The sequence below is a fragment of the Rhodanobacter terrae genome (assembly GCF_042657005.1).
Lineage (GTDB): Bacteria > Pseudomonadota > Gammaproteobacteria > Xanthomonadales > Rhodanobacteraceae > Rhodanobacter > Rhodanobacter terrae.
Genome location: NZ_JBHSNG010000001.1, coordinates 312,912 through 335,907 on the forward strand (window position 1 = coordinate 312,912; position 22,996 = coordinate 335,907).

At 64.5% G+C, this 22,996-nt stretch carries 23 protein-coding genes and 1 tRNA gene; 15 read left to right on the plus strand and 9 right to left on the minus strand.

Translation table 11 applies throughout. The annotated features are described in order from the left end of the window. Window positions 1-37: 37 nt before the first annotated feature. The 3 genes from ACFPPB_RS01480 to ACFPPB_RS01490 all read left to right on the plus strand — a co-directional run bounded on the left by ACFPPB_RS01480 (window position 38) and on the right by ACFPPB_RS01490 (window position 1,885). Window positions 38-628, plus strand: a complete 591-nt coding sequence (locus ACFPPB_RS01480) for a response regulator (RefSeq protein WP_377323671.1) — start codon at window positions 38-40, stop codon at window positions 626-628. 90 nt (window positions 629-718) lie between these two features. Continuing rightward, window positions 719-1,147 carry an RNA-binding S4 domain-containing protein gene (locus ACFPPB_RS01485; RefSeq protein ID WP_377323673.1) on the plus strand — a complete coding sequence of 143 codons (429 nt, stop codon included), beginning with the start codon at window positions 719-721 and terminating at the stop codon, window positions 1,145-1,147. Between the two features lie 96 nt (window positions 1,148-1,243). Beyond that, entirely contained in the window at window positions 1,244-1,885 is a 642-nt protein-coding gene (locus ACFPPB_RS01490) for a response regulator (RefSeq protein WP_377323675.1), read from the plus strand. A 69-nt stretch (window positions 1,886-1,954) separates the two neighbouring features. Here the strand turns inward: ACFPPB_RS01490 and ACFPPB_RS01495 are convergent, their stop codons facing one another. Continuing rightward, window positions 1,955-3,397 carry a catalase gene (locus ACFPPB_RS01495; RefSeq protein WP_377323677.1) on the minus strand — a complete coding sequence of 481 codons (1,443 nt, stop codon included), beginning with the start codon at window positions 3,395-3,397 and terminating at the stop codon, window positions 1,955-1,957. A 424-nt stretch (window positions 3,398-3,821) separates the two neighbouring features. Here ACFPPB_RS01495 and ACFPPB_RS01500 point away from each other — a divergent pair, with 424 nt between their 5' ends. Then, window positions 3,822-4,181, plus strand: a complete 360-nt coding sequence (locus tag ACFPPB_RS01500; protein ID WP_377323679.1) for a hypothetical protein — start codon at window positions 3,822-3,824, stop codon at window positions 4,179-4,181. Between the two features lie 153 nt (window positions 4,182-4,334). Here ACFPPB_RS01500 and ACFPPB_RS01505 read toward each other — a convergent pair whose 3' ends face one another. Beyond that, window positions 4,335-4,922 carry a TetR/AcrR family transcriptional regulator gene (locus ACFPPB_RS01505; RefSeq protein WP_377323681.1) on the minus strand — a complete coding sequence of 196 codons (588 nt, stop codon included), beginning with the start codon at window positions 4,920-4,922 and terminating at the stop codon, window positions 4,335-4,337. A gap of 143 nt (window positions 4,923-5,065) precedes the next feature. Between ACFPPB_RS01505 and ACFPPB_RS01510 the strand changes: the two genes are divergently transcribed. Next, window positions 5,066-5,707, plus strand: coding sequence for a glutathione S-transferase family protein (locus ACFPPB_RS01510; RefSeq protein WP_377323683.1), 642 nt, complete (start codon window positions 5,066-5,068; stop codon window positions 5,705-5,707). Window positions 5,708-5,807: 100 nt separating this feature from the next. Further along, window positions 5,808-6,308, plus strand: coding sequence for a hypothetical protein (locus ACFPPB_RS01515; RefSeq protein WP_377323685.1), 501 nt, complete (start codon window positions 5,808-5,810; stop codon window positions 6,306-6,308). Between the two features lie 120 nt (window positions 6,309-6,428). On the opposite strand, the gene mutS is transcribed toward ACFPPB_RS01515, so the two are convergent. Next, a complete protein-coding gene (mutS, locus tag ACFPPB_RS01520) occupies window positions 6,429-9,023 on the minus strand; it encodes a DNA mismatch repair protein MutS (protein WP_377323688.1) in 2,595 nt (864 codons plus the stop codon). Between the two features lie 89 nt (window positions 9,024-9,112). Here mutS and ACFPPB_RS01525 point away from each other — a divergent pair, with 89 nt between their 5' ends. The 9 genes from ACFPPB_RS01525 to ACFPPB_RS01565 all read left to right on the plus strand — a co-directional run bounded on the left by ACFPPB_RS01525 (window position 9,113) and on the right by ACFPPB_RS01565 (window position 15,765). After that, the gene (locus ACFPPB_RS01525) at window positions 9,113-9,622 is read left to right on the plus strand and encodes a CinA family protein (protein WP_377323690.1); all 510 of its coding nucleotides are present in this window, start codon (window positions 9,113-9,115) and stop codon (window positions 9,620-9,622) included. A 137-nt stretch (window positions 9,623-9,759) separates the two neighbouring features. Beyond that, a complete protein-coding gene (gene recA, locus ACFPPB_RS01530) occupies window positions 9,760-10,797 on the plus strand; it encodes a recombinase RecA (protein WP_377323692.1) in 1,038 nt (345 codons plus the stop codon). A 224-nt stretch (window positions 10,798-11,021) separates the two neighbouring features. Then, window positions 11,022-11,558 (plus strand): regulatory protein RecX, encoded by a 537-nt coding sequence (locus tag ACFPPB_RS01535; protein WP_377323694.1) that lies wholly within the window; start codon window positions 11,022-11,024, stop codon window positions 11,556-11,558. Window positions 11,559-11,645: 87 nt separating this feature from the next. Then, complete coding sequence (gene alaS / locus ACFPPB_RS01540; RefSeq protein ID WP_377323696.1) at window positions 11,646-14,273, plus strand: alanine--tRNA ligase; 2,628 nt, start codon at window positions 11,646-11,648, stop codon at window positions 14,271-14,273. 279 nt (window positions 14,274-14,552) lie between these two features. Further along, on the plus strand, window positions 14,553-14,756 hold the full coding sequence (gene csrA / locus ACFPPB_RS01545; protein ID WP_377323698.1) for a carbon storage regulator CsrA: 204 nt from the start codon (window positions 14,553-14,555) through the stop codon (window positions 14,754-14,756). A 75-nt stretch (window positions 14,757-14,831) separates the two neighbouring features. Beyond that, window positions 14,832-14,924: transfer RNA gene (locus tag ACFPPB_RS01550), tRNA-Ser, on the plus strand. Between the two features lie 79 nt (window positions 14,925-15,003). After that, entirely contained in the window at window positions 15,004-15,219 is a 216-nt protein-coding gene (locus tag ACFPPB_RS01555) for a DUF6538 domain-containing protein (RefSeq protein ID WP_377323700.1), read from the plus strand. After that, window positions 15,216-15,527: a hypothetical protein gene (locus tag ACFPPB_RS01560; protein ID WP_377323702.1), complete on the plus strand. Its 312-nt coding sequence runs from the start codon at window positions 15,216-15,218 to the stop codon at window positions 15,525-15,527. Before ACFPPB_RS01555 ends, ACFPPB_RS01560 begins: the two co-directional genes overlap by 4 nt. Before the next feature lie 7 nt (window positions 15,528-15,534). Further along, window positions 15,535-15,765 (plus strand): site-specific integrase, encoded by a 231-nt coding sequence (locus ACFPPB_RS01565; RefSeq protein ID WP_377323704.1) that lies wholly within the window; start codon window positions 15,535-15,537, stop codon window positions 15,763-15,765. Window positions 15,766-15,950: 185 nt separating this feature from the next. Here ACFPPB_RS01565 and ACFPPB_RS01570 read toward each other — a convergent pair whose 3' ends face one another. From ACFPPB_RS01570 to ACFPPB_RS01595, 6 genes are all read right to left on the minus strand, one after another. Further along, window positions 15,951-17,255 (minus strand): S8 family serine peptidase, encoded by a 1,305-nt coding sequence (locus ACFPPB_RS01570; protein WP_377323706.1) that lies wholly within the window; start codon window positions 17,253-17,255, stop codon window positions 15,951-15,953. Then, window positions 17,252-17,884: an anti-sigma factor family protein gene (locus tag ACFPPB_RS01575; RefSeq protein WP_377323708.1), complete on the minus strand. Its 633-nt coding sequence runs from the start codon at window positions 17,882-17,884 to the stop codon at window positions 17,252-17,254. Before ACFPPB_RS01575 ends, ACFPPB_RS01570 begins: the two co-directional genes overlap by 4 nt. Further along, window positions 17,881-18,468, minus strand: coding sequence for an RNA polymerase sigma factor (locus ACFPPB_RS01580; RefSeq protein ID WP_377323710.1), 588 nt, complete (start codon window positions 18,466-18,468; stop codon window positions 17,881-17,883). The genes ACFPPB_RS01575 and ACFPPB_RS01580 overlap by 4 nt, the downstream gene beginning before the upstream one ends. 79 nt (window positions 18,469-18,547) lie before the next feature. Next, window positions 18,548-19,546 (minus strand): TorF family putative porin, encoded by a 999-nt coding sequence (locus ACFPPB_RS01585; RefSeq protein WP_377323712.1) that lies wholly within the window; start codon window positions 19,544-19,546, stop codon window positions 18,548-18,550. Between the two features lie 82 nt (window positions 19,547-19,628). Next, entirely contained in the window at window positions 19,629-20,327 is a 699-nt protein-coding gene (locus ACFPPB_RS01590; RefSeq protein ID WP_377323713.1) for a c-type cytochrome, read from the minus strand. A gap of 22 nt (window positions 20,328-20,349) precedes the next feature. Continuing rightward, on the minus strand, window positions 20,350-22,980 hold the full coding sequence (locus ACFPPB_RS01595; RefSeq protein WP_377323715.1) for an MtrB/PioB family outer membrane beta-barrel protein: 2,631 nt from the start codon (window positions 22,978-22,980) through the stop codon (window positions 20,350-20,352). Window positions 22,981-22,996: the final 16 nt, after the last annotated feature.

The following is a 22,996-nucleotide window of genomic DNA, read 5'->3' on the forward strand; positions in this document are numbered from 1 at the left end:
CTAGCGGCGGATTCTCATGGGCAAGGGGGCTCGTGTCATGGCAGGCTTCGAACTGATCCGGCGGTTCTTCGGGAACGAGCCTGGCGATCGCCGTGCGGCACCGCGCAGCGGCGTACCCAAAGGCGCCTGGGTGCTGGTGGTGGACGACTCGGCCACCATCCGCGCCGTGCTCGGCAAGATGCTGAACCAGGATGGCCACGTGGTGTTGAAGGCGCCGGACGGCGAGACGGCGATCGAGATGGCGGCCAGGGAAAGGCCGGACCTGATCTTTCTCGATATCGTGATGCCGGGCATGAATGGTTTCGCGGTGCTGCGGGCATTGCGGCGGGACCCGCGGACACACCGCATCCCGATCGTGATGATCAGCGGCAACCTGCAGGCCACCGAGCAGTTCTACGTGCAGCGCTTCGGCGCGGACGATTTCATGAAGAAGCCGTTCGGTCGCGGCGAGGTGTTCGCGCGCATCCAGCACCTCACGCAAAGCGGCCGGCTGGTAGTGCGCGAGCGCACCGCGGAGGATGTCGCGCCGGCGGCGCCGGAGCACACCGAGGCGGAACACGCGGCGATCCCGGACATCGCGATGCCGGATCCGCTGGACCTGGCCGCGTCGTCCGCGGAACCCTCCTGATCGGCGCGGCGGGTTTTCGCTGCCGGCGAGGGTGGCGCCATAATCGCCGCGACGAACTGTGGGAGCGACTTCAGTCGCGACGCCTTTTGCATGCATGCCGACAAGAGAATCGCGACTGAAGCCGCTCCCACAGGTGAGCCGCCGGCCACCGATCTGCGCGCCGACCAGTGGTTGTGGGCGGCGCGCTTTTTCAAGACGCGCAGCCTGGCCAAGCAGGCGATCGACGGTGGCAAGGTCGACGTCAACGGTGCCGGGTGCAAGCCGGCGAAGGCGCTGCATGTGGGCGACATGCTGCGCATCTCGCGCGGCGAGGAACGGCTGGAAGTCGAGGTGCTGGGCTTGTCCCACCGGCGTGGTCCGGCCAGCGTGGCGCAAACGCTGTATCGCGAGACCACGGCCAGCCGCGAAGCCCGGGAAGCGATGCAGCAGCAGCGCCAGCTGGTCGGCGCGAGCGGCCCGGCGAAACGCCCGGACAAACATGCGCGGCGCGATTTGCGGCGATTGAAGGACCCGCGCTGAGCAGTGCATCGCAGATTGGCCGTCCGATCTGCGGGAACATCCCACCCAACTCAAGGGGATTGCGCCTGTGCATCCCCACGACGCGGGGGATATGGCATGGACGGATTAGCGCGGATGGCCGGCATGGGCTTCATCAAGCGTCTGCTTGGCGGCACGGATGGCGAGCAGCCGTCGGTGCCGCACGTGCAGGCTGCATTGGGTGCGCGCATGCTGGTGGTCGATGACTCGCCTACCATCTGCGCCGTACTGGGCAAGCTGCTGGGCCATGAAGGCTATGCGGTGTCCAGCGCGACCGATGGCGAGAATGCCATCCGGCTGGCGCGCGACGAACAGCCCGCGCTGATCTTTCTGGATATCGTGCTGCCCGGCATGAACGGTTTCGCGGTGCTGCGTGCGCTGCGCCACGATCCGCAGACCCGGCACATTCCGATCGTGATGATCAGCGGCAACCAGCAGGCCACCGAGCAGTTCTACGTGCAGCGCTTCGGTGCGGACGATTTCATGAAAAAGCCCTTTGGTCGCGACGAGGTGTGCGACCGCATCGGGCAACTGGTGCAGTCGGGACGGCTGCTCGCACGCGAGTCGTCGGAGCCGGCGAGCCTGCCGCTGCCCGGATTGTCCGAGGAAGTTCTGGCCGCGATCCCGGATATCGCGATGCCTTATGCGGACGAAGCGCCCGCAGTCGCGCCGTCGCCGCGCCCGCGCCCCGGCCTGCAGATGGTGCACAGCGTGTATTGAGCGGCATGTATCGAGCGTTCGTTGCGCGGGCCGCGTCGGACATCCTCCGGCATGGCCCGCATCGGACGCTCAGTTGCGTATGCCTAGCGCCTTGGCCACGCCGGCGGCATACGCCGGATCGGCCTTGGCGAAGTGACCGAGCTGGCGCTGCACGATCTCCTGCGGTACGCCCCGCATCGCCGCGGCGATATTGTCGAACAACTGCTGCTTCTGATCCGCGCTCATCAGGCGAAACAGGTCGCCGGGCTGGGTGTAGTCGTCGTTGCCGACACGATGATCGTAGCGATCGGCATCGCCCGAAATCTTCAGCGGCGGCTCCTTCACCGACGGATCCTCGACCGGCCCGCCGAACGAGTTCGGTTCGTAGTTCACGCTGCCGCTGCCGTTATCGCCGAAACGCATCTGGCCGTCGCGCGCGTAGTTGCGCACCGGGCAGCGCGGCTGGTTCACCGGCAGCTGGTCGTGGTTCGCGCCGAGGCGGTAACGCGCCGCATCGGCGTAGGAGAAGATGCGGAACTGCAGCACCTTGTCGGGCGAAAAGCCGATGCCGGGCACCACGTTGGCCGGCGAGAAGCTGGATTGCTCGACCTGGGCGAAATAGTTGTCCGGATTGCGGTTGAGCTCCATCACGCCGACCTCGATCAGCGGGTAGTCCTTGTGCGGCCATACCTTGGTCAGGTCGAACGGGTTGTACGAGGTCTTCTCCGCGTCGGCTTCCGGCATGATCTGCACGTACATCGTCCACTTCGGGAAATCCTTGCGTTCGATCGCCTCGTACAGGTCGCGCTGGTGCGATTCGCGGTCGGCGCCAATCAGCGACGCCGATTCGGCGTTGGTGATGTTCCTGATGCCTTGCTGGGTCTTGAAGTGGAACTTCACCCAATAGCGCTCGCCCTGGTCGTTCCAGAAGCTGAAGGTGTGGCTGCCGAAGCCGTGCATGTGGCGCAGGCTGGCCGGGATGCCGCGGTCGCTCATCAAGGTGGTGACCTGGTGCAGCGATTCGGGCGACAGCGACCAATAGTCCCACATCGCGGTGGCGCTGCGCATGTTGGTGCGCGGGTCGCGCTTCTGCGTATGGATGAAGTCGGGGAACTTGTACGGATCGCGGATGAAGAACACCGGCGTGTTGTTGCCGACCAGGTCCCAGTTGCCTTCCTCGGTATAGAACTTCAGCGCGAAGCCGCGCACGTCGCGCTCGGCATCGGCGGCACCGCGTTCGCCGGCGACGGTGGAGAAGCGCGCCAGCATCGGCGTCTGAGCCCCCGGCTCGAACACTTTGGCGCGGGTGTAGCGGGTGATGTCGCGGGTGATCGTCAACGTGCCGAACGCGGCCGAAGCCTTGGCATGCACGACACGCTCGGGGATGCGCTCGCGATTGAAGTGCGCGTGCTTCTCGAACAGCTGATGGTCCTGCACCAGCAACGGACCGCGCGGGCCGGCGGTGAGGCTGTTCTGGTTGTCGGCCAGCGGCGCGCCGGCGTCGGTGGTCAAGGTCTTGCGATCGTGGCTCATGGCGGATCCTGCTCGGTGGGGACGTCCTGCAGGCTACGCCTCTGGCATGCACGGGGAGAATTCGTTTGTTCGGATGCTTCCCATAGTCGAAGACTATCGTGACGGCATCCGTCAGCGGTGGCGCGCACCGCAACGATGGCTGAACGGAAATCCGGCGTATGCACTGGTTGTCAACGCGATCTCCAGGGATGCCGTTCCTCGCACTGTGCCAGCCAGACGATGGGGTCTGGATCAACACGGGGGGATGTGGGGGAAAGGGGGTTCTTGCTGATCGATCCCGAATGTTCGATCCCGAATGATCCGGCGCTTACGTCGGCGATGGTGCGCGGATGCCGTGATTCCCTGGGGCGCCGGTGCGGTTTTTTTCGAGGTATGTCTTGATCATGCCAATCACTCCTGCCAACTACTCAACGAGGCTCAACTCATGAATGCAAAGACGACTTGCCGCTTCAGCTTGATCGGCCTGCTGGTATCGGCCGTATTCGCGTCGGGTGCCGCGCTGGCTCAGTCCGCGCCGCAGACCGACGTCCCCGGTCACCCGCGGGTCAATGAAGTCAACAATCGCTTGGAGAACCAGCAGGATCGCATCCAGGCGGGCGTGAAGGACGGCCAGCTCAATGCCAGGCAGGCCACGCGCGACGAAACCCGCGACAACAACATCGCGGCGCGCGAAAGCGCCGACGAGGCCAGGCACGGCGGCCACCTCACCAAGCGCGAACGGCACAACCTCAACAAGTCGCTGAACAAGGACAGCCACAAGATCCATCATCAGCGCAAATACTGATCGGATCTGCAGGCGGGCGCGTTTTCCGCCTGCTCGATCAGGCCATTCAAACCTCTTCGCGTTTGCGGAGAGGTTTCCTTGCATGCAAACAGGCAAGGACATGCAGTCGCCATCGCGGCGGCTGCACGGATGGTGTGTGAATGCCGGCCTCACTCAGCCGATCAGTTCGAGTGCCGTGGCGCGCGCAGCCTCGCGAATCTCGCGACGAAAGTCGGCGTCCTCGAAGGTGCGCGCCAGCACCATGCCGCCGATGCACAGCGCGGCGAGCGCGAGTCCGCGCCGGCGGGCGTCGCGGCCGCGCGGCTTCGGCAGACCATTGGCGAGGACGCCGGCCATGCCTTCCAGCAATTCGCGATAGGCCTGCTTCACGCGCGGACTGGCGCGGGCCACGTCGGACGGCAGCGCGATCATCGGGCAATGGCCGTCGACGTCGTCCAGGTGCGTCTGCGAGAGGTAGGCGTGGATCAGTTGCCGGGCGAAACGATTGCCGCCGCAGGACGGGTCGAGGTCCACCTCGGGCCAGCGCGTGGCCGGATCGAAGTGGCGATACGCCTCGACCGCCTCGACAAACAGGTCTTCCTTGGTCTCGAAGTGATTGTAGAAACCCCCGCGGGTGAGGCCGGCGCGTGCCATGACCTCGTCGATCGAGACCTCGGCGAAACCCTTGCGGTTGAACAGTTCGCGCGCGCACTCGACGATGCGCGTGCGGGTCTGCTGCTTGTGCTCGGCGGTGTAGGACATGGCACGGATCACGCGGTGATTGCGGGGAAGGCCAGCCTAGTCCTTCGGCAAAAAATGTTCTTGAACATAAATCAATCCTTGCCAGACTGCCTCGCATGCGGGCCGATCGACGGTGCCCAAGCATCCCCATTACACGAGGACGCATGATCATGAAGCTGTACTACGCGGAGACGTTCAATCCACGCAAACCCTGCGCGGTGGCGAAATACCTCGGTTCGCCGGTGGAGTACGTACGCGTCGACCTGGCGCGCGGCGAACAGATGAATCCGGCGTATCTCGCAATCAATCCGAACGGCAAGGTGCCCCTGCTGATCGATGGCGACGCGCGGTTGTGGGAGAGCGGCGCGATCATGGCTCACCTGGCGGTCAAGGCCGGCTCGGAGTTGTGGCCGTCCGACCGCGCTGCACAAGTCGAGGTGCTGCGCTGGCTGTCGTGGGACGCGGCGCACTTCTCGCGGCATGGCGGCGCGCTGTATTTCGAGTACGTGATCAAGCCGTATCTCGGCATGGGCGGGCCGAACACTGCCGCGGTCGACGAGGCGAACGGCTTCTTCAAGCGCTTCGCCGCGATCCTGGACGCGCATCTGGCCACGCATGACTGGCTGGTCAGCGACCGTCTCAGCATCGCCGATTTCGCCGTCTCCACGCCGCTGGGCTGGGCGACACAGGCGCGGTTGCCGCTGGACGGCTTCGATCACATCGGACACTGGCACGAACGCTTGATGGCACTACCGGCATGGCGCGAGCCGTTTCCGATGCAGCAGATGCGTACCGCCGCGGCGTAAGCGCGAGGTGTGATACGGCGCTACGCGTCAAGACCTGCATGCATTCAAGACGTGGGCACGTGGCAACGTGATTCACCCCAAATATGAAGGAGCGTTTGCAATGAATGAGCTGTTGCTGTTTGCAGGTAGCGTTGCGTTGAGCCTTCTCACGTGGAGCGTGGTGTGTTTCCGCTATGCATGGCCATCGATGAAAAGCGCCACGCTCGCTGACGCTGCGAGACCCATCCTGTTGCTGCACTGTTTTCGCTTTATTGGCCTCGCATTCGTTGTGCCCGGCGTCGTTTCCCCCACCTTGCAAGCGGGCTTCGCGGTTCCGGCCGCGTATGGCGATCTCGTGGCGGTGCTTTTTGCGTGGGCTGCGCTGCTTGCGCTCCGGGGGCCGTTCGAGCGCCTTGCACTATGGATATTCAATCTCTGGGGTACGGTAGATATTCTCTTTGCCTTCTACCAGGGCGTGGTCGGTGTGCACATTGCGCCGTCTGCGCTTGGCGCCGCGTTCTTCCTTCCGACAATCTGTGTTCCGCTGCTGCTCGTCACCCACGCCATGTTGTTCGCCCTGTTGTTGTCCAAGGCGCCCAGGAGCGCCATCGCGTCAGCCTGAGAGCCCTCCTCTGAAGGGACATAATCAAAGCGAATTCAGCGCTGTCCGTTCACGTCGAGCGACAGCGGCGGACCATGCCGTGGGGAACGATGTCGGCATGTGACATCGTTCCCGCCGTTTTCACCCCAGCGACTTGAGCCGGTACAGCGCCTCCAGCGCCTCGCGCGGGGTCAATGCATCCGGATCGATGCCGTCCAGCGCACGCTCCACTGCGGAGGACTGCACCGACGCGAACAGACCCAGTTGCGGCGATGATTCGGTGGTGACCGGCGCGGGTGCGCCTGCGTGCGCATGCATGCCGCGCTCGAGTTCGGCCAGCGTGCGTTTCGCATCGGCGATCACCGACTTCGGCAGGCCGGCCAGCGCGGCCACCTGCAGGCCGAAGCTGCGGTTGGCCGGTCCTTCCTTCACGGCATGCATGAACACCAGCTGCTCGCCCCGCTTCTGATCGTGAAGCTCGACCGCGTCCAGGTGCACGTTCGCGATGGTGGGATGCTCGCCGGCCAGTTCGGTCAACTCGAAATAGTGCGTGGCGAACAATGTGTAGGCGCGACTGCTTCGCGCCAGATGTACGGCGGCGGCACGCGCCAGCGAAAGGCCGTCGTAGGTGCTGGTGCCGCGGCCGACTTCGTCCATCAGCACCAGGCTGTGTTCGGTCGCGTTGTGCAGGATGTTCGCCGTCTCGCTCATTTCCACCATGAAGGTGGACTGCCCGCGCGACAGGTCGTCGCCGGCCCCGATGCGGGTGAAGATGCGGTCGATCGGGCCGATCGCGGCGCGGCGCGCCGGTACGTAGCTGCCGATATGCGCGAGCAGCACGATCAACGCGTTCTGCCGCATGTACGTCGATTTGCCGCCCATGTTCGGGCCGGTGATCACCAGCATGCGGCGGTTGTCGTCGAGGACGAGGTCGTTCGGCTCGAACGGCTCGTCGCGGACTTTCTCGACCACCGGGTGGCGGCCGCGTTCGATCGCTATGCCGGGTTCGTCGGTCAGTTCCGGTGCGCTCCAGTCCAGCGCCTCGGCGCGCTCGGCCAGCGTGGCGAGTACGTCGAGTTCGGCCATCGCGGCGGCGACGGCCTTCAGCGCCTCGAGTTTTTCGGTCAGCGTGTCGAGCAGCGCTTCGTACAGCGCGCGCTCGCGCATCAGCGAACGTTCCTTCGCCGACAACACCTTGTCCTCGAAGGTTTTCAGTTCTTCGGTGATGTAGCGCTCGGCGTTCTTGGTCGTCTGCCGGCGCGTGTAATGCGCGGGCGCCTTGTCCGACTGCGCCCGGGTGATCTCGATGTAATAGCCATGCACGCGGTTGTAGCCGACCTTCAGCGTGCTGATGCCGCTGGCGGCTTTCTCGCGTTCCTCCAGTTCGACCAGGTACTGGTCGGCATGGGTGGACAGGCGGCGCAGTTCGTCCAGCTCGGTGTCGTAACCGTCGGCGACCACGCCGCCGTCGCGCTGCAGCACCGGCGGCTGCGCCACGATGGCGCGGGCGAGCAGGGCTGCGTTGTCGGCATGGTCGCCGATGCGCTCGACCAGGGCATGCAGCAACGGACTGTCCAGCGATGCGATCCGCTCGCGCAGCACGGGCGCCGCGGCGAGGCCGTCGCGCAAGGTGGACAGGTCCCGTGGACGCGCCGAACGCAGCGCCACGCGGGCGAGGATGCGTTCCAGGTCGCCGATGCCGCGCAGCTGCTCGCGCAGGGATTCGTAGCGGCGGCTGTCGATCAACGCGCCGATCGCCTGATGGCGCCGTCGCAGCGGTTCGCGCGAGCGCAGCGGACGAGTCAGCCAGCGGCGCAGCAGGCGCGCGCCCATCGGCGTCGTCGTTTCGTCGAGCACGCCCAGCAACGAGTGCTCGATGCGGCCGCTGGGGTGGGTGTCCAGTTCCAGATTGCGCCGGGTGGCGGCATCCAGTGCGATCGTCTCACTGGCGCTTTCCACCGCCATGCCGGTGAGATGCGGCAGCGCACTCTTCTGGGTTTCCTCGACATAGCCGAGCAGACAACCCGCCGCGGCGGTGGCGAGCGGCAGCTTGTCGACACCGAAACCACCGAGATCGCGGGTGCCGAAGAAACGGTTCAGTTCGCGTCCTGCGGCATCGCCGTCGAAGTGCCACGGCGGCCACTTGCGCAGGCCGGGCAGGCCGCCGACGAATTTCGGCCACGCCACACTCTCGTCGACCAGGGTCTCGGCCGGTTGCAACCGGGCCAGTTCGGCCGCCAGCGCTTCGGCGTGCGGCACCTCGCTGAGCAGGAAGCGACCGCTGGACAGGTCGACCCAGGCCAGACCGTACGCGCCATTCGCTCCGGTGGCGATGGCCAGCAGCAGGTTGTCGCGGCGCTCTTCCAGCAGCGCGGCGTCGGTCACCGTGCCGGGCGTGACGATGCGCACCACCTTGCGCTCCACGATACCCTTGGCCAGAGCCGGGTCGCCCATCTGCTCGCAGATCGCCACCGACTCGCCCAAACGCACCAGCCGCGCCAGGTAATTCTCCGCCGCGTGGTACGGCACGCCCGCCATCGGAATCGGTGAACCGCCCGACTGCCCGCGCTGGGTCAGCGTGATGTCGAGCAGCCGCGCCGCCTTGCGTGCGTCGTCATAGAACAGCTCGTAGAAGTCGCCCATGCGAAAGAACAGCAACACCTCCGGATGCTCGGCCTTGGCCGACAGGTACTGGCGCATGAAGGGGGTGTGCTTGGTGAGATCGTCGTGGCTCATGAAATGCAAGTCTTGGCGTGGTCGCGCGGAACAGGTAGAACGGTGCCTCAGCGCGCAGCGCCAAGCTCATTCAAGTTCGGGAGTCTCGCATGGAGTTGTCGTCTGTTCCTACCGATGCGGAGTTGCTGGCGTTGGCCGGTGAGGTTGCCAGCGAGGTCCAGCGGTGCCGATTGATGCTGGTCACCGCCGAGTCGTGCAGCGGCGGCTGGATCGCCAAGACGCTGACCGATCTCCCGGGCAGTTCGGCTTGGTTCGATACCGGCGTGGTGACCTACAGCTACGAGGCGAAGGAGGCGCTGCTCGGGGTGAATCCCCGCACGCTGGAGCACGCCGGCGCGGTCAGCGAGGAAACCGTGCTGGAGATGGTGTCCGGCGCGCTGGCGCGCTTCGGTGCGGGCGTGGCGGTGGCCGTGACCGGGATTGCCGGGCCGTCCGGCGGTACGCCGGACAAGCCGGTCGGCACGGTCTGGATCGGCTGGAAGCGCCGTGGCGGCTACGGTCATGCGCAACTGTTCCACTTTCCGGGCGACCGCGAAGCCGTGCGGCGGCAGACTGTGGCCGCCGCGCTCACCGGATTGCGCAAAACACTGACGGAATGAGGCGGCGCGGACGCTCAGGCCGGCTTGACCGGTGTGGGATAATGACTCCCCTGCTGTCGACCGCCAGTGATCGCAGCCCGTGAGACCCGTTCCGGGCATCATGTTCCCCATTCACAGCCCAACCGGAATTCAAGACGATGGACGACAACAAGCGCAAGGCACTTACATCCGCCCTAGGCCAGATCGAAAAGCAGTTCGGCAAGGGCGCCATCATGCGCATGGGCGACCGCGTCAACGAAGCGATCGAGACGGTCTCCACCGGCTCGCTCGGGCTGGACATCGCGCTCGGCGTCGGTGGCCTGCCGCGCGGCCGCGTGGTCGAGATCTACGGGCCGGAGTCGTCCGGCAAGACCACCATGACGCTGCAGGCGATCGCCAGCTGCCAGCGCGCCGGCGGCACCGCCGCTTTCATCGACGCCGAGCATGCACTCGACCCGACCTACGCGGAAAAGCTGGGCGTCAAGGTCGATGACCTGCTGGTGTCGCAGCCGGACACCGGCGAGCAGGCGCTGGAAATCGCCGACATGCTGGTGCGCTCCGGCGCGGTCGACATGGTCGTGGTCGACTCGGTCGCCGCGCTGACGCCGAAGGCGGAAATCGAAGGCGAGATGGGCGACTCCCACGTCGGCCTGCACGCCCGCCTGATGAGCCAGGCGCTGCGCAAGCTCACCGCCAACATCAAGAAGTCCGGCACCCTGGTGATTTTCATCAACCAGATCCGCATGAAGATCGGCGTGATGTTCGGCAGCCCGGAAACCACCACTGGCGGCAACGCGCTGAAGTTTTACGCCTCGGTGCGGCTGGACATCCGCCGTATCGGCGCGGTGAAGAAGGGCGACGAGATCATCGGTTCGGAAACCCGCGTCAAGGTGGTCAAGAACAAGGTGGCGCCGCCGTTCCGCCAGTGCGAGTTCGAGATCCTGTATGGCGAAGGCACCTCGCGCGAAGGCGAGATCATCGAGCTTGGCGTGGCGCAGAACCTGATCGACAAGTCCGGCGCCTGGTACAGCTACAACGGCGACCGCATCGGCCAGGGCAAGGAAAACGTACGCCAGTTCCTGCGCGACAACCCCGCGATCGCCAACGAGATCGATAAACTCCTGCGCGAGCGTCTGCTGGTGCCGGTCGGCAAGCCCGCTGCTGCCGCGCCGGAAGAGGCGCTAGAGGAAGCGTGAGCCGTGCTCGTTAGCGGCCCGTTGCACGCACATGGCCCGGCTCGCCCGGGCCATGTGCGTTTCGGCCCGCCGTCGAGCCTGGACAAGGCAACGCGGGACAGCCCAGCCGTTCGCCCCGAGCGCAGCGCAGCGGAGTCGAAGGGTTGCCCTTCGACTTCAGCCCTTCGGGCTTACGCTCAGGGCGAACGGCTGAGGAAATCTGCCCCAGCCAGGCACTTGCCGGCATGGCCATGAAACGCCCGCCCGGCAAGGATCAATCCGGCGAAGATCGATCCGGCCAAAATCGGCCAGCCAAGCCAAAACGCAGCGCCTACGACAAGGCGCTGGGCCTGCTGGCTCGCCGCGAACACTCGCGCCGCGAGCTGAAGACCAAGCTGCGCCAGGGCGGTTACGAAGGCGACGAGACCAGCGCCGCGATCGATCGTCTCGGCGAGCAGCATTACCAGGACGACGACCGCTTCGGCGAAGTGCTGCTGCGCAGCCGGATCGCGCAGGGCTACGGCCCGATGCGGTTGCGGATGGAGCTGAAGACCCACGGTTTGTCCGACGCGCGCATCCGCGAACTGCTGGACGCGGCCGAGGTCGATTGGGATGCTTCCGCCGCCGCCCAGTTGCGCCGCCGTTATGGCGGCGCGGGCACGACCGACCCCGCCGAACGCAGCCGCCGGGCGCAATTCCTCTTGCGCCGCGGCTTTGCCGCCGCCACAGTACGGAGTGTTACCCACGCCGATGTGGACGAAGCTGCCGACGAGGATTCCTGAAATCCATCATCCAGGGATGATGATGGATTGACCGGTCGGGCGGCTTGGCCGCGGTGTGGCCTTTTACCGCCTGCCACCATGATCCGCATGAAAACCTCCGAAATCCGTTCGACCTTCCTCGATTTCTTCCGCTCCAAGGGGCACACCATCGTGCCGTCCAGCTCGCTGGTGCCGGCCAGCGACCCGACCCTGCTGTTCACCAACTCGGGCATGGTGCAGTTCAAGAACGTATTTCTCGGCAGCGAGAAACCTGGATACGTCCGGGCAGCGGACGTGCAGCGGTGCCTGCGGGCCGGCGGCAAGCACAACGACCTGGACGCGGTCGGCTACACCGCACGCCATCACACCTTCTTCGAAATGCTGGGCAACTGGTCGTTCGGCGACTACTTCAAGCGCGACGCGATTGTTTATGCGTGGGAGTTGCTGACCGGGGTGTTCAAGCTTCCCGCCGACAAGCTGTGGGTCACCGTCTATCACACCGACGACGAGGCCTACGACATCTGGGACAAGGAAGTCGGCGTGCCGGCCGAGCGCATCGTGCGCATCGGCGACAACAAGGGCGCACCGTTCGCCTCCGACAATTTCTGGCAGATGGCCGATACCGGTCCGTGCGGTCCATGCACCGAGATCTTCTTCGATCACGGCGCCGACATCGCCGGCGGACCGCCGGGTTCGCCGGACGAAGATGGCGACCGCTACATCGAGATATGGAACCTGGTGTTCATGCAATTCGACCGCGCGCCGGACGGCACGCTGAGCCCGTTGCCGGCGCCATGCGTGGATACCGGCATGGGCCTGGAGCGCCTGGCGGCGGTGTTGCAGCGCGTCCATTCCAACTACGAGATCGACCTGTTCGCGCACCTGATCCGCGTGGCGGGCAAACTCACCGGCACCGGGGATCTGGCGAACAAGTCGCTGCGAGTGATCGCCGACCACATTCGCGCCTGTTCCTTCCTCATCGTCGATGGCGTGCTGCCGTCGAACGAAGGTCGCGGCTACGTGCTGCGCCGTATCATCCGCCGCGCGTTGCGCCATGGCTGGATGCTCGGCGTGCGCGGCGACTTCTTCTGGAAGATGGTGCAGCCCCTGGTCGAGGAAATGGGGGTTGCATACCCCGAGCTCGCTGCCAAACGGGCGTTGGTCGAAGAGGCGTTGCGCGTCGAGGAACAGCGTTTCGGCGAGACGCTGGAACATGGCATGCGCCTGTTCGACGAAGTCGCGGGCAAGTCCGGCAAGATCATTCCCGGCGTGGATGCGTTCCGCCTGTACGACACCTATGGTTTTCCGGTCGATCTCACTGCCGACATCGCGCGTGAGCGCGGACTGGAAGTCGACATGGATGGATTCGAGCGATCGATGAACGAGCAGCGCGAGCGCGCCCGCGCCGCCGGTCGTTTCGAGGCCAAGGGCCAGATGCCGGCCGAGCTGGCCAGCCAGTTGAAGCCCACCACGTTCCTGGGTTACGACGCGCTGCGTAGCCAGGGCAGCAAGGTGCTTGGCATCGTGCGTGCCGGCAAGCAGGTCGATCAGCTTGCGGAGGGCGAGGAAGGCCTGCTGATTCTCGATCGCACACCGTTCTACGCCGAGTCGGGCGGACAGGTCGGCGATACCGGCGAGCTGAGCAATCCGGCCGGCCGCTTCGAGGTCGGCGATACGTTGAAGATGGGGGGCGTGTTTTTCGGTCACGCCGGCCGCTGGCACGGTGGCCAGCCGCTGCGCACCGGCGACATCGTCGAAGCCAGCGTGGACGCCTCGCGCCGGCAGGCGATCGTGCTCAATCATTCGGCCACGCATCTGCTGCATGCGGCCTTGCGCAAGGTGCTGGGCGATCACGTGGCCCAGAAGGGCTCGCTGGTCGCGCCGGAGCGGCTGCGTTTCGACTTCTCGCATTTCAAGCCGATGAGTCGCGATGAACTCGCCCAGGTCGAGGCGATGGTGAATGCCGAAGTGCGCCGCAACGCAGTCGCCGAAGTGCACAACATGGCCTATGACCAGGCGATCGAGTTCGGCGCGATGGCCTTGTTCGGCGAGAAGTACGGCGATGAAGTTCGCGTGCTGAAGATGGGCGACTTCTCCACCGAGTTGTGCGGCGGTACCCATGTAGGCCGCACCGGCGATATCGGCTTGTTCAAGATTGTCGCCGAGGCAGGCGTGGCTTCGGGTGTCCGTCGTATCGAGGCGGTCACCGGTGCCGGTGCACTGGCGTATATCGACGACGAAGAGCGTCGTCTCGGCGAGCTGTCGCAATTGCTCTCCACTAGCGGTGACGACGCCGTGGAGAAGCTGCGCCAGCTGTTCGACAAGCAGAAGAAACTCGAACGCGAACTGGACTCGCTGCGCAGCAAGGCAGCCGGTTCCGCCACTGCCGGTCTGGCCGGTTCCGCGCGGGACGTCGACGGCATCAAGGTGGTTGCCGCGCGGCTGGAAGGGCTTGATGCCAAGGCGCTGCGCGACAGCGTGGATCAGCTCAAGCAGCAGCTCGGCGACTGCGTGATCCTGCTTGCCGGTGCAGCCGACGGGCGAGTCTCCCTGATTGCCGGCGTGCACGGCAAGGCGCTGGGCCGGATCAAGGCGGGCAGCGTGGTGGCGCATGTCGCCGCGCAGATCGACGGCAAGGGCGGCGGCCGTCCCGACATGGCCCAGGGCGGCGGATCGGATGCTCCGGATTTGCCGGCGATTCTGGCCGCGTTGCCGGACTGGGTCTCGGCACAATAAATCTGCCCGCAGCTACAACCTGAACATTTCATTTGCCACGATTCAGGTAGATTGCACAGGGGAATCAGGCTCAGTTACTATCGACAGAGTGTCGGCGCGATCGGTAACGGTGGTGTCGCCAGTCAGGACGCTCAGGAGTGTTTTGGCTGTGAGCCGGGAAGGCGATAAGGCCTTCGACGGATCAATCGTCGAACTGCGGGTGGACGGCTGCTCAGGGGTGAGGCGTCGTCGAGCCGCAGGCCTTTGACCAACAGCATTTATGGATGGAGAGCAGCAATCATGTTGATTCTGACCCGCAGGGTCGGTGAAACCCTGATGATCGGCGACGAGGTGACCGTTACCGTTCTTGGCGTGAAAGGCAACCAGGTGCGTATCGGCATCAATGCACCGAAGACCGTCGCGGTTCATCGTGAAGAAATCTACCAACGGATCAAAGGCGAGCACGAAGGCGGCAATACGCCCGACGAGTCCGCCGACCATTGATCGTGAATTAAACCTTTACCTCGACGCCGCCGGTCAGTATCCTTGCCGGCTCCGCAGCGATGCGGAAACAACCCCGGAGAGATGCCCGAGTGGCCGAAGGGGCTCCCCTGCTAAGGGAGTATAGGGTCAAAAGCCTTATCGAGGGTTCGAATCCCTCTCTCTCCGCCAGATACATCAAGGCCCTGATTTTTCAGGGCTTTTTTGTGACCTTGAGAAAGGTGCTTGGTCAAGTCGGTTGGTCAATCCAATGCGACTCGCACATCATCTTCTGCGCCATTCGTCGGGCATGTGGCATTTCCGTTTGGTGGTTCCGCAGGCCCTGCACGCGGTGCTCGGGCTTCGCATCATCAAGCGTTCGCTTCGCACACGAGACCCCCCATCGCTGCGCGCCTTTGGGCTTACACCTTGGGTGCGCGTTATGTTCAACTCTTTGCCGACGCACGAAGCAGAGGGAAGGGGATGAGCAAGGAATGGTGGGACGCCGAGCGACAGGCCTGGTTCGACATCAGCAAAGAGCCACCGCCAAGCACAGTGGAAGGTCGTCCCAAGGTTGTGCTGGTCAGAGGGGATCGGTTCGACGTTGTCGATTACGTCTGCGAAGTGCGAGCGGATGGATCCTCCCGCTTTGAAGCGGATGGCCCAGAGGATCACTCACGCGCGATGGAAGCCTTCGATCGCGGGCAGGCCCTGCGCGCCCACTCCGGCTCCGGCTGTCAGCCTTGCACCCGTGCCGCAACACCGCCGCACCCGCGCCATCGGAGCGGCGGCTGATCAATGGTTGAAAAGCATTGCTTCGGATACGTCTCAAAAGACGCTCACGATCAAGTCGGCGGCCGTGATGGAGTTCGCCCAACACGTCGGCTCCAAGAAAATGGTTCATGAGGTCGCCCGTGAGGATGTTCATGCGTGGGTGGAGGCCCTGCGGGCAAGCGGGTTGCAAACCCCAACGCTCGTCAACAAAACCTCTTATCTGCGTGGCTTTTTTGAATGGGCGGTGCAGGGCAGTTAGTACCCGAAGTTTCAGAAAGACGAGAACCCCGCCATGGGGCACGTCATCTTGCCGCTCTCGCCGATTGCATGGGGTGCTACATCTACATGCGCGAGGATGGAAGCTTCTCGTCCGAGTTTAAGGGTGAGACGGGCCACATGATGATGAGTGCAGAACGTCAGGCTTCATGGGGCCAGTCATCCGACTCACGGGGTAGCGTTCCGGGTGCTGCCCAGTGCCTCCACGGCCGAAGCCGCGTTCACTTGAAGCATGCCGTCGGAGACTTTGCTGCTCCGCAGGAAAAGATCGTGGATCGTGCGCGCATCCAGTCCTGGTGCGAGATACAGCAATAAGCCGGCCATGCCGGTCACATGCGCGGCGGCCATCGATGATCCGGAGGTGAAGTCATATCCGCCGCCGGGCTGGGTGGTCAGGATGTCGTTTCCCGGAGCGCTCAAAATGCCGGGCGGTGCTGCGGCCTCCGACGTCGCTGCACGAACCACGATGACCCCCGGAGCGTCCACGGGGAATCCATCGGTGGCCCCGTCCGGCGGCATCGCTGCGATCACGATGCGGCCTTGGTCCAGCAACCGGCCAAGCAGCTTGTTGAGCAGCGGATCCGCCGGCCCGCCCAGGCTCAGATTGATGATACGGGTGTTGGTATCGATGACCGCCGCCAGGGCTTTGGCGAGCGTAAAGGAATTGCAGCGTGCGCCGGCGTGCGGCGCCTGCGAATACCAGCATGCCTTGTAGACGCTGAGCTCGGCCCTGGGCGCTATTCCTACAATCCCCTGGCGGTTGTCCGCGTCCGCGGCGATGACACCAGCGACTTCGGTGCCGTGGCTGTCGTGATTGAACGTCGCCGCATCGTCGTCGACCAGGTTGTGCACATCGCGAATGCGCCCCTGCAGATCGAGATGCGTCACGTCGACGCCGGTATCGACGATCGCGATATGGACCTCGTCGCCTTGACTGAGGTTGTGCGCGAGGGCGGCATCGGTTTCCACGAAGCCGCGCTGGAGGTTGACGTAGGGGTCGTTGTACCGGTGTACGTTCCGGGATTTCTCCGCGTAGACGGAAAAATCATGCAACGGCTGCACAAGCTGCACCCGATCGTCCTTGGCGAGCGCTTTGAGCAATGCATCCTGGGTCATGCCGGATGGCGGCTCGAACACGACGCAGTACACGTCGAGCGCCTTGATGGGCCAACCCGCGACCTCGCGCAATCCGTAGTTCTTCTTCAACGCAGCCAGCGTCGAAGCCGCGCGCTGGCTGGCGCCGTAATACCGTGGCGCGGCGTAACCCAGCAAGCTGGAGCCAGCGTTTGTGGAGGGAGATTCGAGCGGGTTGGCGACGGCCAGGACGATGTCGCGCTGGCTGTCCATGGCGGATACATTGGCGACCGATGCGTGGCCGTGACTGGCGCGATTGTCCGCAAGCGCCATGGGACGCGAGGACGCGCAAGCGCTCAAAGCCGCGGATGCGACGAGAATGAGAAAGCCGCATTTCATGGCGTGACGGCGACAGGCTCCGCCAGGCGGATACCGCGAGTGGCGCGCAGCTGCTGCAATGCATGGGCTGTCGACGTGGAGTCCGTCGGGGCGACCGTATAGGCACCCACGTCGTTGGGGCCGCCCACGACCTGCAATCGAAGGGCATGAAGCAGCGCGTCCCAGTCGGCCAGCGTCATGGCCGCGTCGGGCACGACGCGGATCGTTCCGGGAGCCGCGGGCACAGACTCCTGACTGAGTGTTCGATACTGAGGGGCGCCACCCGCCGACCACAACTTCACGCCCAGGACGCCGATACTGAGAGCCTGGACCAGCACCACAGCGACCAGTGCCCGGCCCAACCAAGGTCGCGGGCGCGAACGATAAGGCGCTTCCTGGGCATCAGGCATGTCAAGACGACTCAGCAAGCGCCTCAATCCGGCATTCGCATCGATCGCGATATCCGTGGGCAGCGACATGGCGCGCCGCAAGCGGCTTTGTTGCGCGAATTCCGTACGGCACGACTCGCAGTGCGCCAGGTGAGCTTCCAGCCATTTGCCTTGTTCTCGCGTGGCACTGTGCTGCAGTACCCAGGGCATCGTGTCCCAGGCACGGACGCAGTCCCCGCCGGAATGTTTCGGGAACATCATGGCACGTTCTCCCGATGCCGGGGCGAGTCTCCGGCCAGCGCCGGAAGCACGTTGCGCAGTTTGACCCGCGCATGGAACAGACGCGCTTTAACGGTGCCTACGGGGCACTGCATGATCACGGCAACGTCGTCCAGGGTATGGCCCACTCCGTAAACCAGTTCGATCACGACGCGCTGATCCACGGAGAGATGATCGAGCCCCTTGCTCAGCCAGTCGCGCAATTCGCGATCCTCATCATCCAGGTCATGGGCGGGAGTGCGTTGTTCCGACAAGGTGTCGTCTTCGACCGGTTCGTCACCATGTTGCCGCAGCGCCTTCAGTCCACAGCGATAGGCAATGCCCATGAGCCAGGTGGAAACGCGCGAGTCGCCATGGAAGTTGCCTGCTTTCTGCCAGGCGATCCACAAGCAGTCGTTGATGACTTCCTCGATGACATCGGGGCGCCGCGTCAGCCGGGACAGGAAACGACACAACCTGCCGTGATAGCTGCGATACAGCACGCCCAGGGCGACACGATCACCGGCCGACATGCGCTGAAGCAGCATGCGGTCGGTGGCGTCAGCGTCGATAGCGTCGTCGTTCATGGGCTCGGGTCGAGATCATTGGATCTGCAGCTGGTTCCCTGCGTAGGTGCCGTATCGCAGCGAAAAGGTTGCTGCCGGGTCAAAAGGACCGCGAAATCGTCGCAACCCAGGATGGGGCGTTCAGATTGGCCCATTGCTGTGTCTCCGGGGCGGCCACGATGCGGTCGAGTTCAATCCGCCAAGGCCCGTTGCTCCACAATAAACCCAGGTGGCCATAGCTGTAATGGTTTGCGCGGACGGGGCGGGCGTGGCCTGCGTAGTCGCGGTCGTAGTCGTAGGAGCCTGTGTAAACGTGGCGATAGGGGCCGTAGGACTCCGTGAGGGACTGGGTGATGCCCGCGCCGGCGGAAAGGGAGAAACGCCGCGTCAATGGCCATTGGAGATTGATGTCGGCGGCGCCACGCGCCTGCTGGTTTTTCGCACCGACGACGTGGATGGCCGACAGTCCGAAGCTCAACACGTCGCGGTAGCTCCAGCTGACTCCCGCTTCGGTCCGATCAAAGGCTCTCGATCCGCTAATGGCGGGATATCGGTAATAGAGCAGGCTCACCTGCATCTGCCACTCGCCGGGAAGAGACCAGTAGCGTGATGCCTCGACAAGGGCTTCCACAAGGCGGCCGGGCGAACGCACTTCCGTGCTTCCCGACAGGTCCAGCGACCAACCCGATGCAAAGGTCCGGGACGCAGCTCCCGCGGTGGGAAAAGTCCAGGAAGCGGCTCCCTGCACTATGGGCGTATCGCCGGTAATCACCTGGCCCCGATCGACCAGTTGCGAGCTGAGTGCCGCAGTGCCACTGAAGGTGGTCGACTGGGCATGAAGCGGCATGGAAAGGCATGCTGCAATGGCGGCCGACATGAAGCGCAGGCGGGTACGAACGACAGAAGTCCCCTGGAGGTCGGGCAAAGTCACAGCGAAATGAACTTGCCCTGATTTCATGTCGCCGACCGTGGAATGGGGTAGCTGGCCATGCTTGGTGGATCCGGCCGCGCATTTCGAACGAATGCGGGCCAGATGCAGTTCGGCATGGAGTGTAACCCCGGCGCCGATCGCACCGGAACGGCTGGACAGACCTTCCATTCCTGGCACGCTGCTTGATCAGGAAGCGCGCAGGATCTCTGAAAGGGCCGTTGCCGCCCAGCTCGAGGAGCGGTTTGCCCGCTCACTGCGTCGCGATGTAGGTGGACAGCGCCTGTATCTCGGCGTCATCGAGCGTCTGCGCCACGCCATGCATGATCAGCGCGTTGCTGGTGCCGCTGCGCGCGCCGCTGCCGAACTCGCCCAGTTCCTTGGTCACGTAGATCGCCGACTGGCCGCGCAGCCGGGGAAAAGTCGACCAGGGTGGTTGCGGTGCGTCGCTGGGGTACGCCCGCGGTCCTTGCCCCGTCGGGCCATGGCAGCCCTGGCAGGGCGGCACGCCGTGCGCCGGATCGCCATCGAGAAAGAGCCGTCTGCCACGGGAGGAGGCATCGGCGTGGCCGGCCGGTTTTGCCGGAAGCGAGGCGTAATAAGCGGCCAGGTTGCGCATGTCGGTGTCGCTCAGCGCGGCGGCCTGGCCGCTCATGGTCGGATCGTTGCGCTGTCCGTTCCTGAACGTCTTCAATTGCACATAGAGATAGGTTGCCGACTGTCCTGCCAGGTTCGGAAAGTTCGGTGCGATCGCCAGGCCCTGCGGCCCGTGGCAGGCCGCGCATACGGCCGACCTCGCATGACCGGCCTGGGCGTCGCCGGAGATGGGCAGCTGCTGGCGCAGGTCGGTCCACGCCGTCGGCGCACGCGCCGTGGCGTCCTCGGCGGCGGCAGCGGAAAACACCGGCAGCCACAGGACCGCGGTCGCCACCAGATGAAGAGAACGGAGCATGAAGGACATGGCGGTGTTCTACTCAGAGCTTCACGGTCATGAAGACACCTACCACCATGGCATGCCAGTGTGGCTGCGGGCCCAACTCGGTAAAGACGCGGTTGCCGACGATGAGGTCGGCAGGCATGCCGAAGCCGGCGTAGTTCCAGTCGGCGTAGTTGCCGAACTCGTATTTCCCATACAGGCGCATGCCCAGTCTCCGGGTCAGCGTGAAATTCAGATTGGCTGTGAGCGTCTGCATGCGATAGATGTTGGGAGGAAAGCTGTTGCCGGCAGCCGTTGCGGTCAGGATCGGCAGGTACACGGTGGAAAGGGCCGTCAGGCTGGCGTAGTTGTAGCTGTTGAGTCCGCGCGAATAGGTATAGTCGTAGTTGAGGTCGAGCCTGGCGCGTGGCGAGAAGATGTGGTTGAAATGCGCCCCGGCGTTGGCGTCGCGCTCGTTGTCCGTCGCCGTCCAGAAATTGGCGTACGGAAAAAACGGCCCGCCGAATTGCATGTCGGCCTGTCCCGGCGAGGAAAAGGTCAGCGCCTCGTTGTCATTGACATTGCCCTGCTTGAGCCGGCTCGATTCGACGCCCGCATAGACGCTCATCGAGGTCGCCGGCGTCGGCTGCCAGTCCCAGGAGGCGTCGGCGCCGGTGGTGTCGAAGGACTGCCGCCCGATATCCGCCCCGTAGCGATGGCGGTTGCCATACAGCGTGGCGGTGAACGTTGCCGTGGTTCCCAGCGGATTGGTCAGGATCGCCTTGAGCTTGCTCGCCTCGAGGTTGCTCATGTCGTACTTGTACATCTGGGCGACGGTGAACGCGGTATAGCCAACCGCGGGCAGCAGGTATCCTGGCATCGAGGGCGAATACGCAGCGAGGTATGGATTGGGGTTATAGGAGCCGCCCGAGCGCTTCTGGTACTCGTAGCTGAGACGCAGGGTTGCGTCACCGAAGGCCTTGGTATCCCAGCCCAGCCTGAAATGCTGGTCGTCGACATAAGTGCGTTCGCGCGGGTGCGGCGTCTGATAGTCGAACACGTAGCTCGCGCTCAATGTGTTGTTCCGGTTGAGCCGGTAGCTGCCGCCCAGTTCCGTCTTGCGGTCGTTGTAGCTGAAGGGAATGCTGGCGATCTGCGCGAAATTCGACTGGTAAAGGGGGCTGCCGGGCTGGAACAGCTGGGTCTGCCCGGTGACGATAGGCTCCGCACCGTTCTCGGGAACATAGCCGTACTGCCCGGTCAGCGGGTTGTACATGGTGTAGCGCGTCATGTTGTTTTCGTCGCGCTGGCGCAGGTTGATGTGCCAGCTGAGCTTCGCGGTGGGACGGAAATCCAGGCGCAGGTCGAGCAAACCAGTGTCGATGCGCGCATCGCCGTCCTGCCGCGACAGCGCGGCCGTGGTGTTCCAGTTGGCGCAGGCAATGCCGGTGGTGCCGATGTACTGTCCGCTGGGGCAATACATGGGACTGAGCGGAGCACGCAACGCATCGTTCTGCCGCATGCTGCCGTAGGCCGCCGAGACAGAGAATTCGCCAAGCCAGAGCTTCAGCGGATGGGAAGCCTCCAGTCGCACGTTGTAGTAGTTGTTGTCAGGTTCCAGCGACCACGTGCCGCCGGTGATCGCCGACGTGGAGCCCGGCGACACGGCAAAAGGTACGGCATAGTCCAGGCTGCTCTTGTGGTCGCGGAAGAACGAGCCGGTCATGGTGAAGTTGAACAGCCAGCCCGAGGCTCCACCCTTGTTGCGCAGCCCGAGGTTGACGTCGGTGGTGGTGAAGTCGACCGGGCGGACCGTGTCGTACTGTCCGCCGAACGTGCCGGGTATGCTCGGGGTGCCAGGGCCGCCGGGTCCCGGAGCAACGAAGAAGTAGGTCAGATACATCGGGCCGCCCCAGTCGCGGTCGCCCTTGCGGTTCTCGTTGGTCACACCGGCGTAGCCGATCCAGTCCCGGGTCAGTGCGCCCTCCCAGCTGACGCCCTCGCTCTGGCGTGTCACGGACAAGTTCCGGCGCGGCCGGACCGCCTCCACGGCCTGCACCTGGGCCGGCGTGCTGCCGGTGGCGAGGCCGTTGGGCAGGGTCAAATCGGTGGAACCGACGCCGTTCCACAGCGGATAGGCCGTCGTGCTCAACGTATGCGGAGTGTCCCGGTAGAACGCCTCGACATGGTAGTTGCCATAGCGACCGGTGCGCAGGCGGTAGTACTGGTCCTGGCTGCTGATCCGGCTGCCGCGGAAGTCGACGTACTGTCCGGTCTTGCGGTTCAAGGCGGAGAACGCGAGCATGCCCAGCACCGCGCCGTTCTTCCAGCCCGAGTACATGCGGAAGAATTCGTCGTTGCGGTCGCCGCTGGTGTGGATGTAGCCGAATTGGGCCAGCCACGTATAGGTCCAGTCGCCCGGGCCGAGCGTGGCTTCGTCGGGTATCTGGCGGGGGTAGGGATAGAGCATGCCGGTCGGCGTGCGCAGTTGGCCGGCATGCAGATAGGACATGCCCGCCGGATCCGGCAGGGCGAACGCCTCCCAACCGGTGGGATCGAGGTCGTTGCCGAACTGGATGTTGCCCACGCGCTGGCTGTCGCTGGCATCGGTCTGCGCCAGCAACGGCAAAGGGCCGCCCAGACCCAGTGCCAGGCCGAGCAGCGCAGTCATCGGGTTACGCTTCAGCATCTCTCCGCCCTTAATT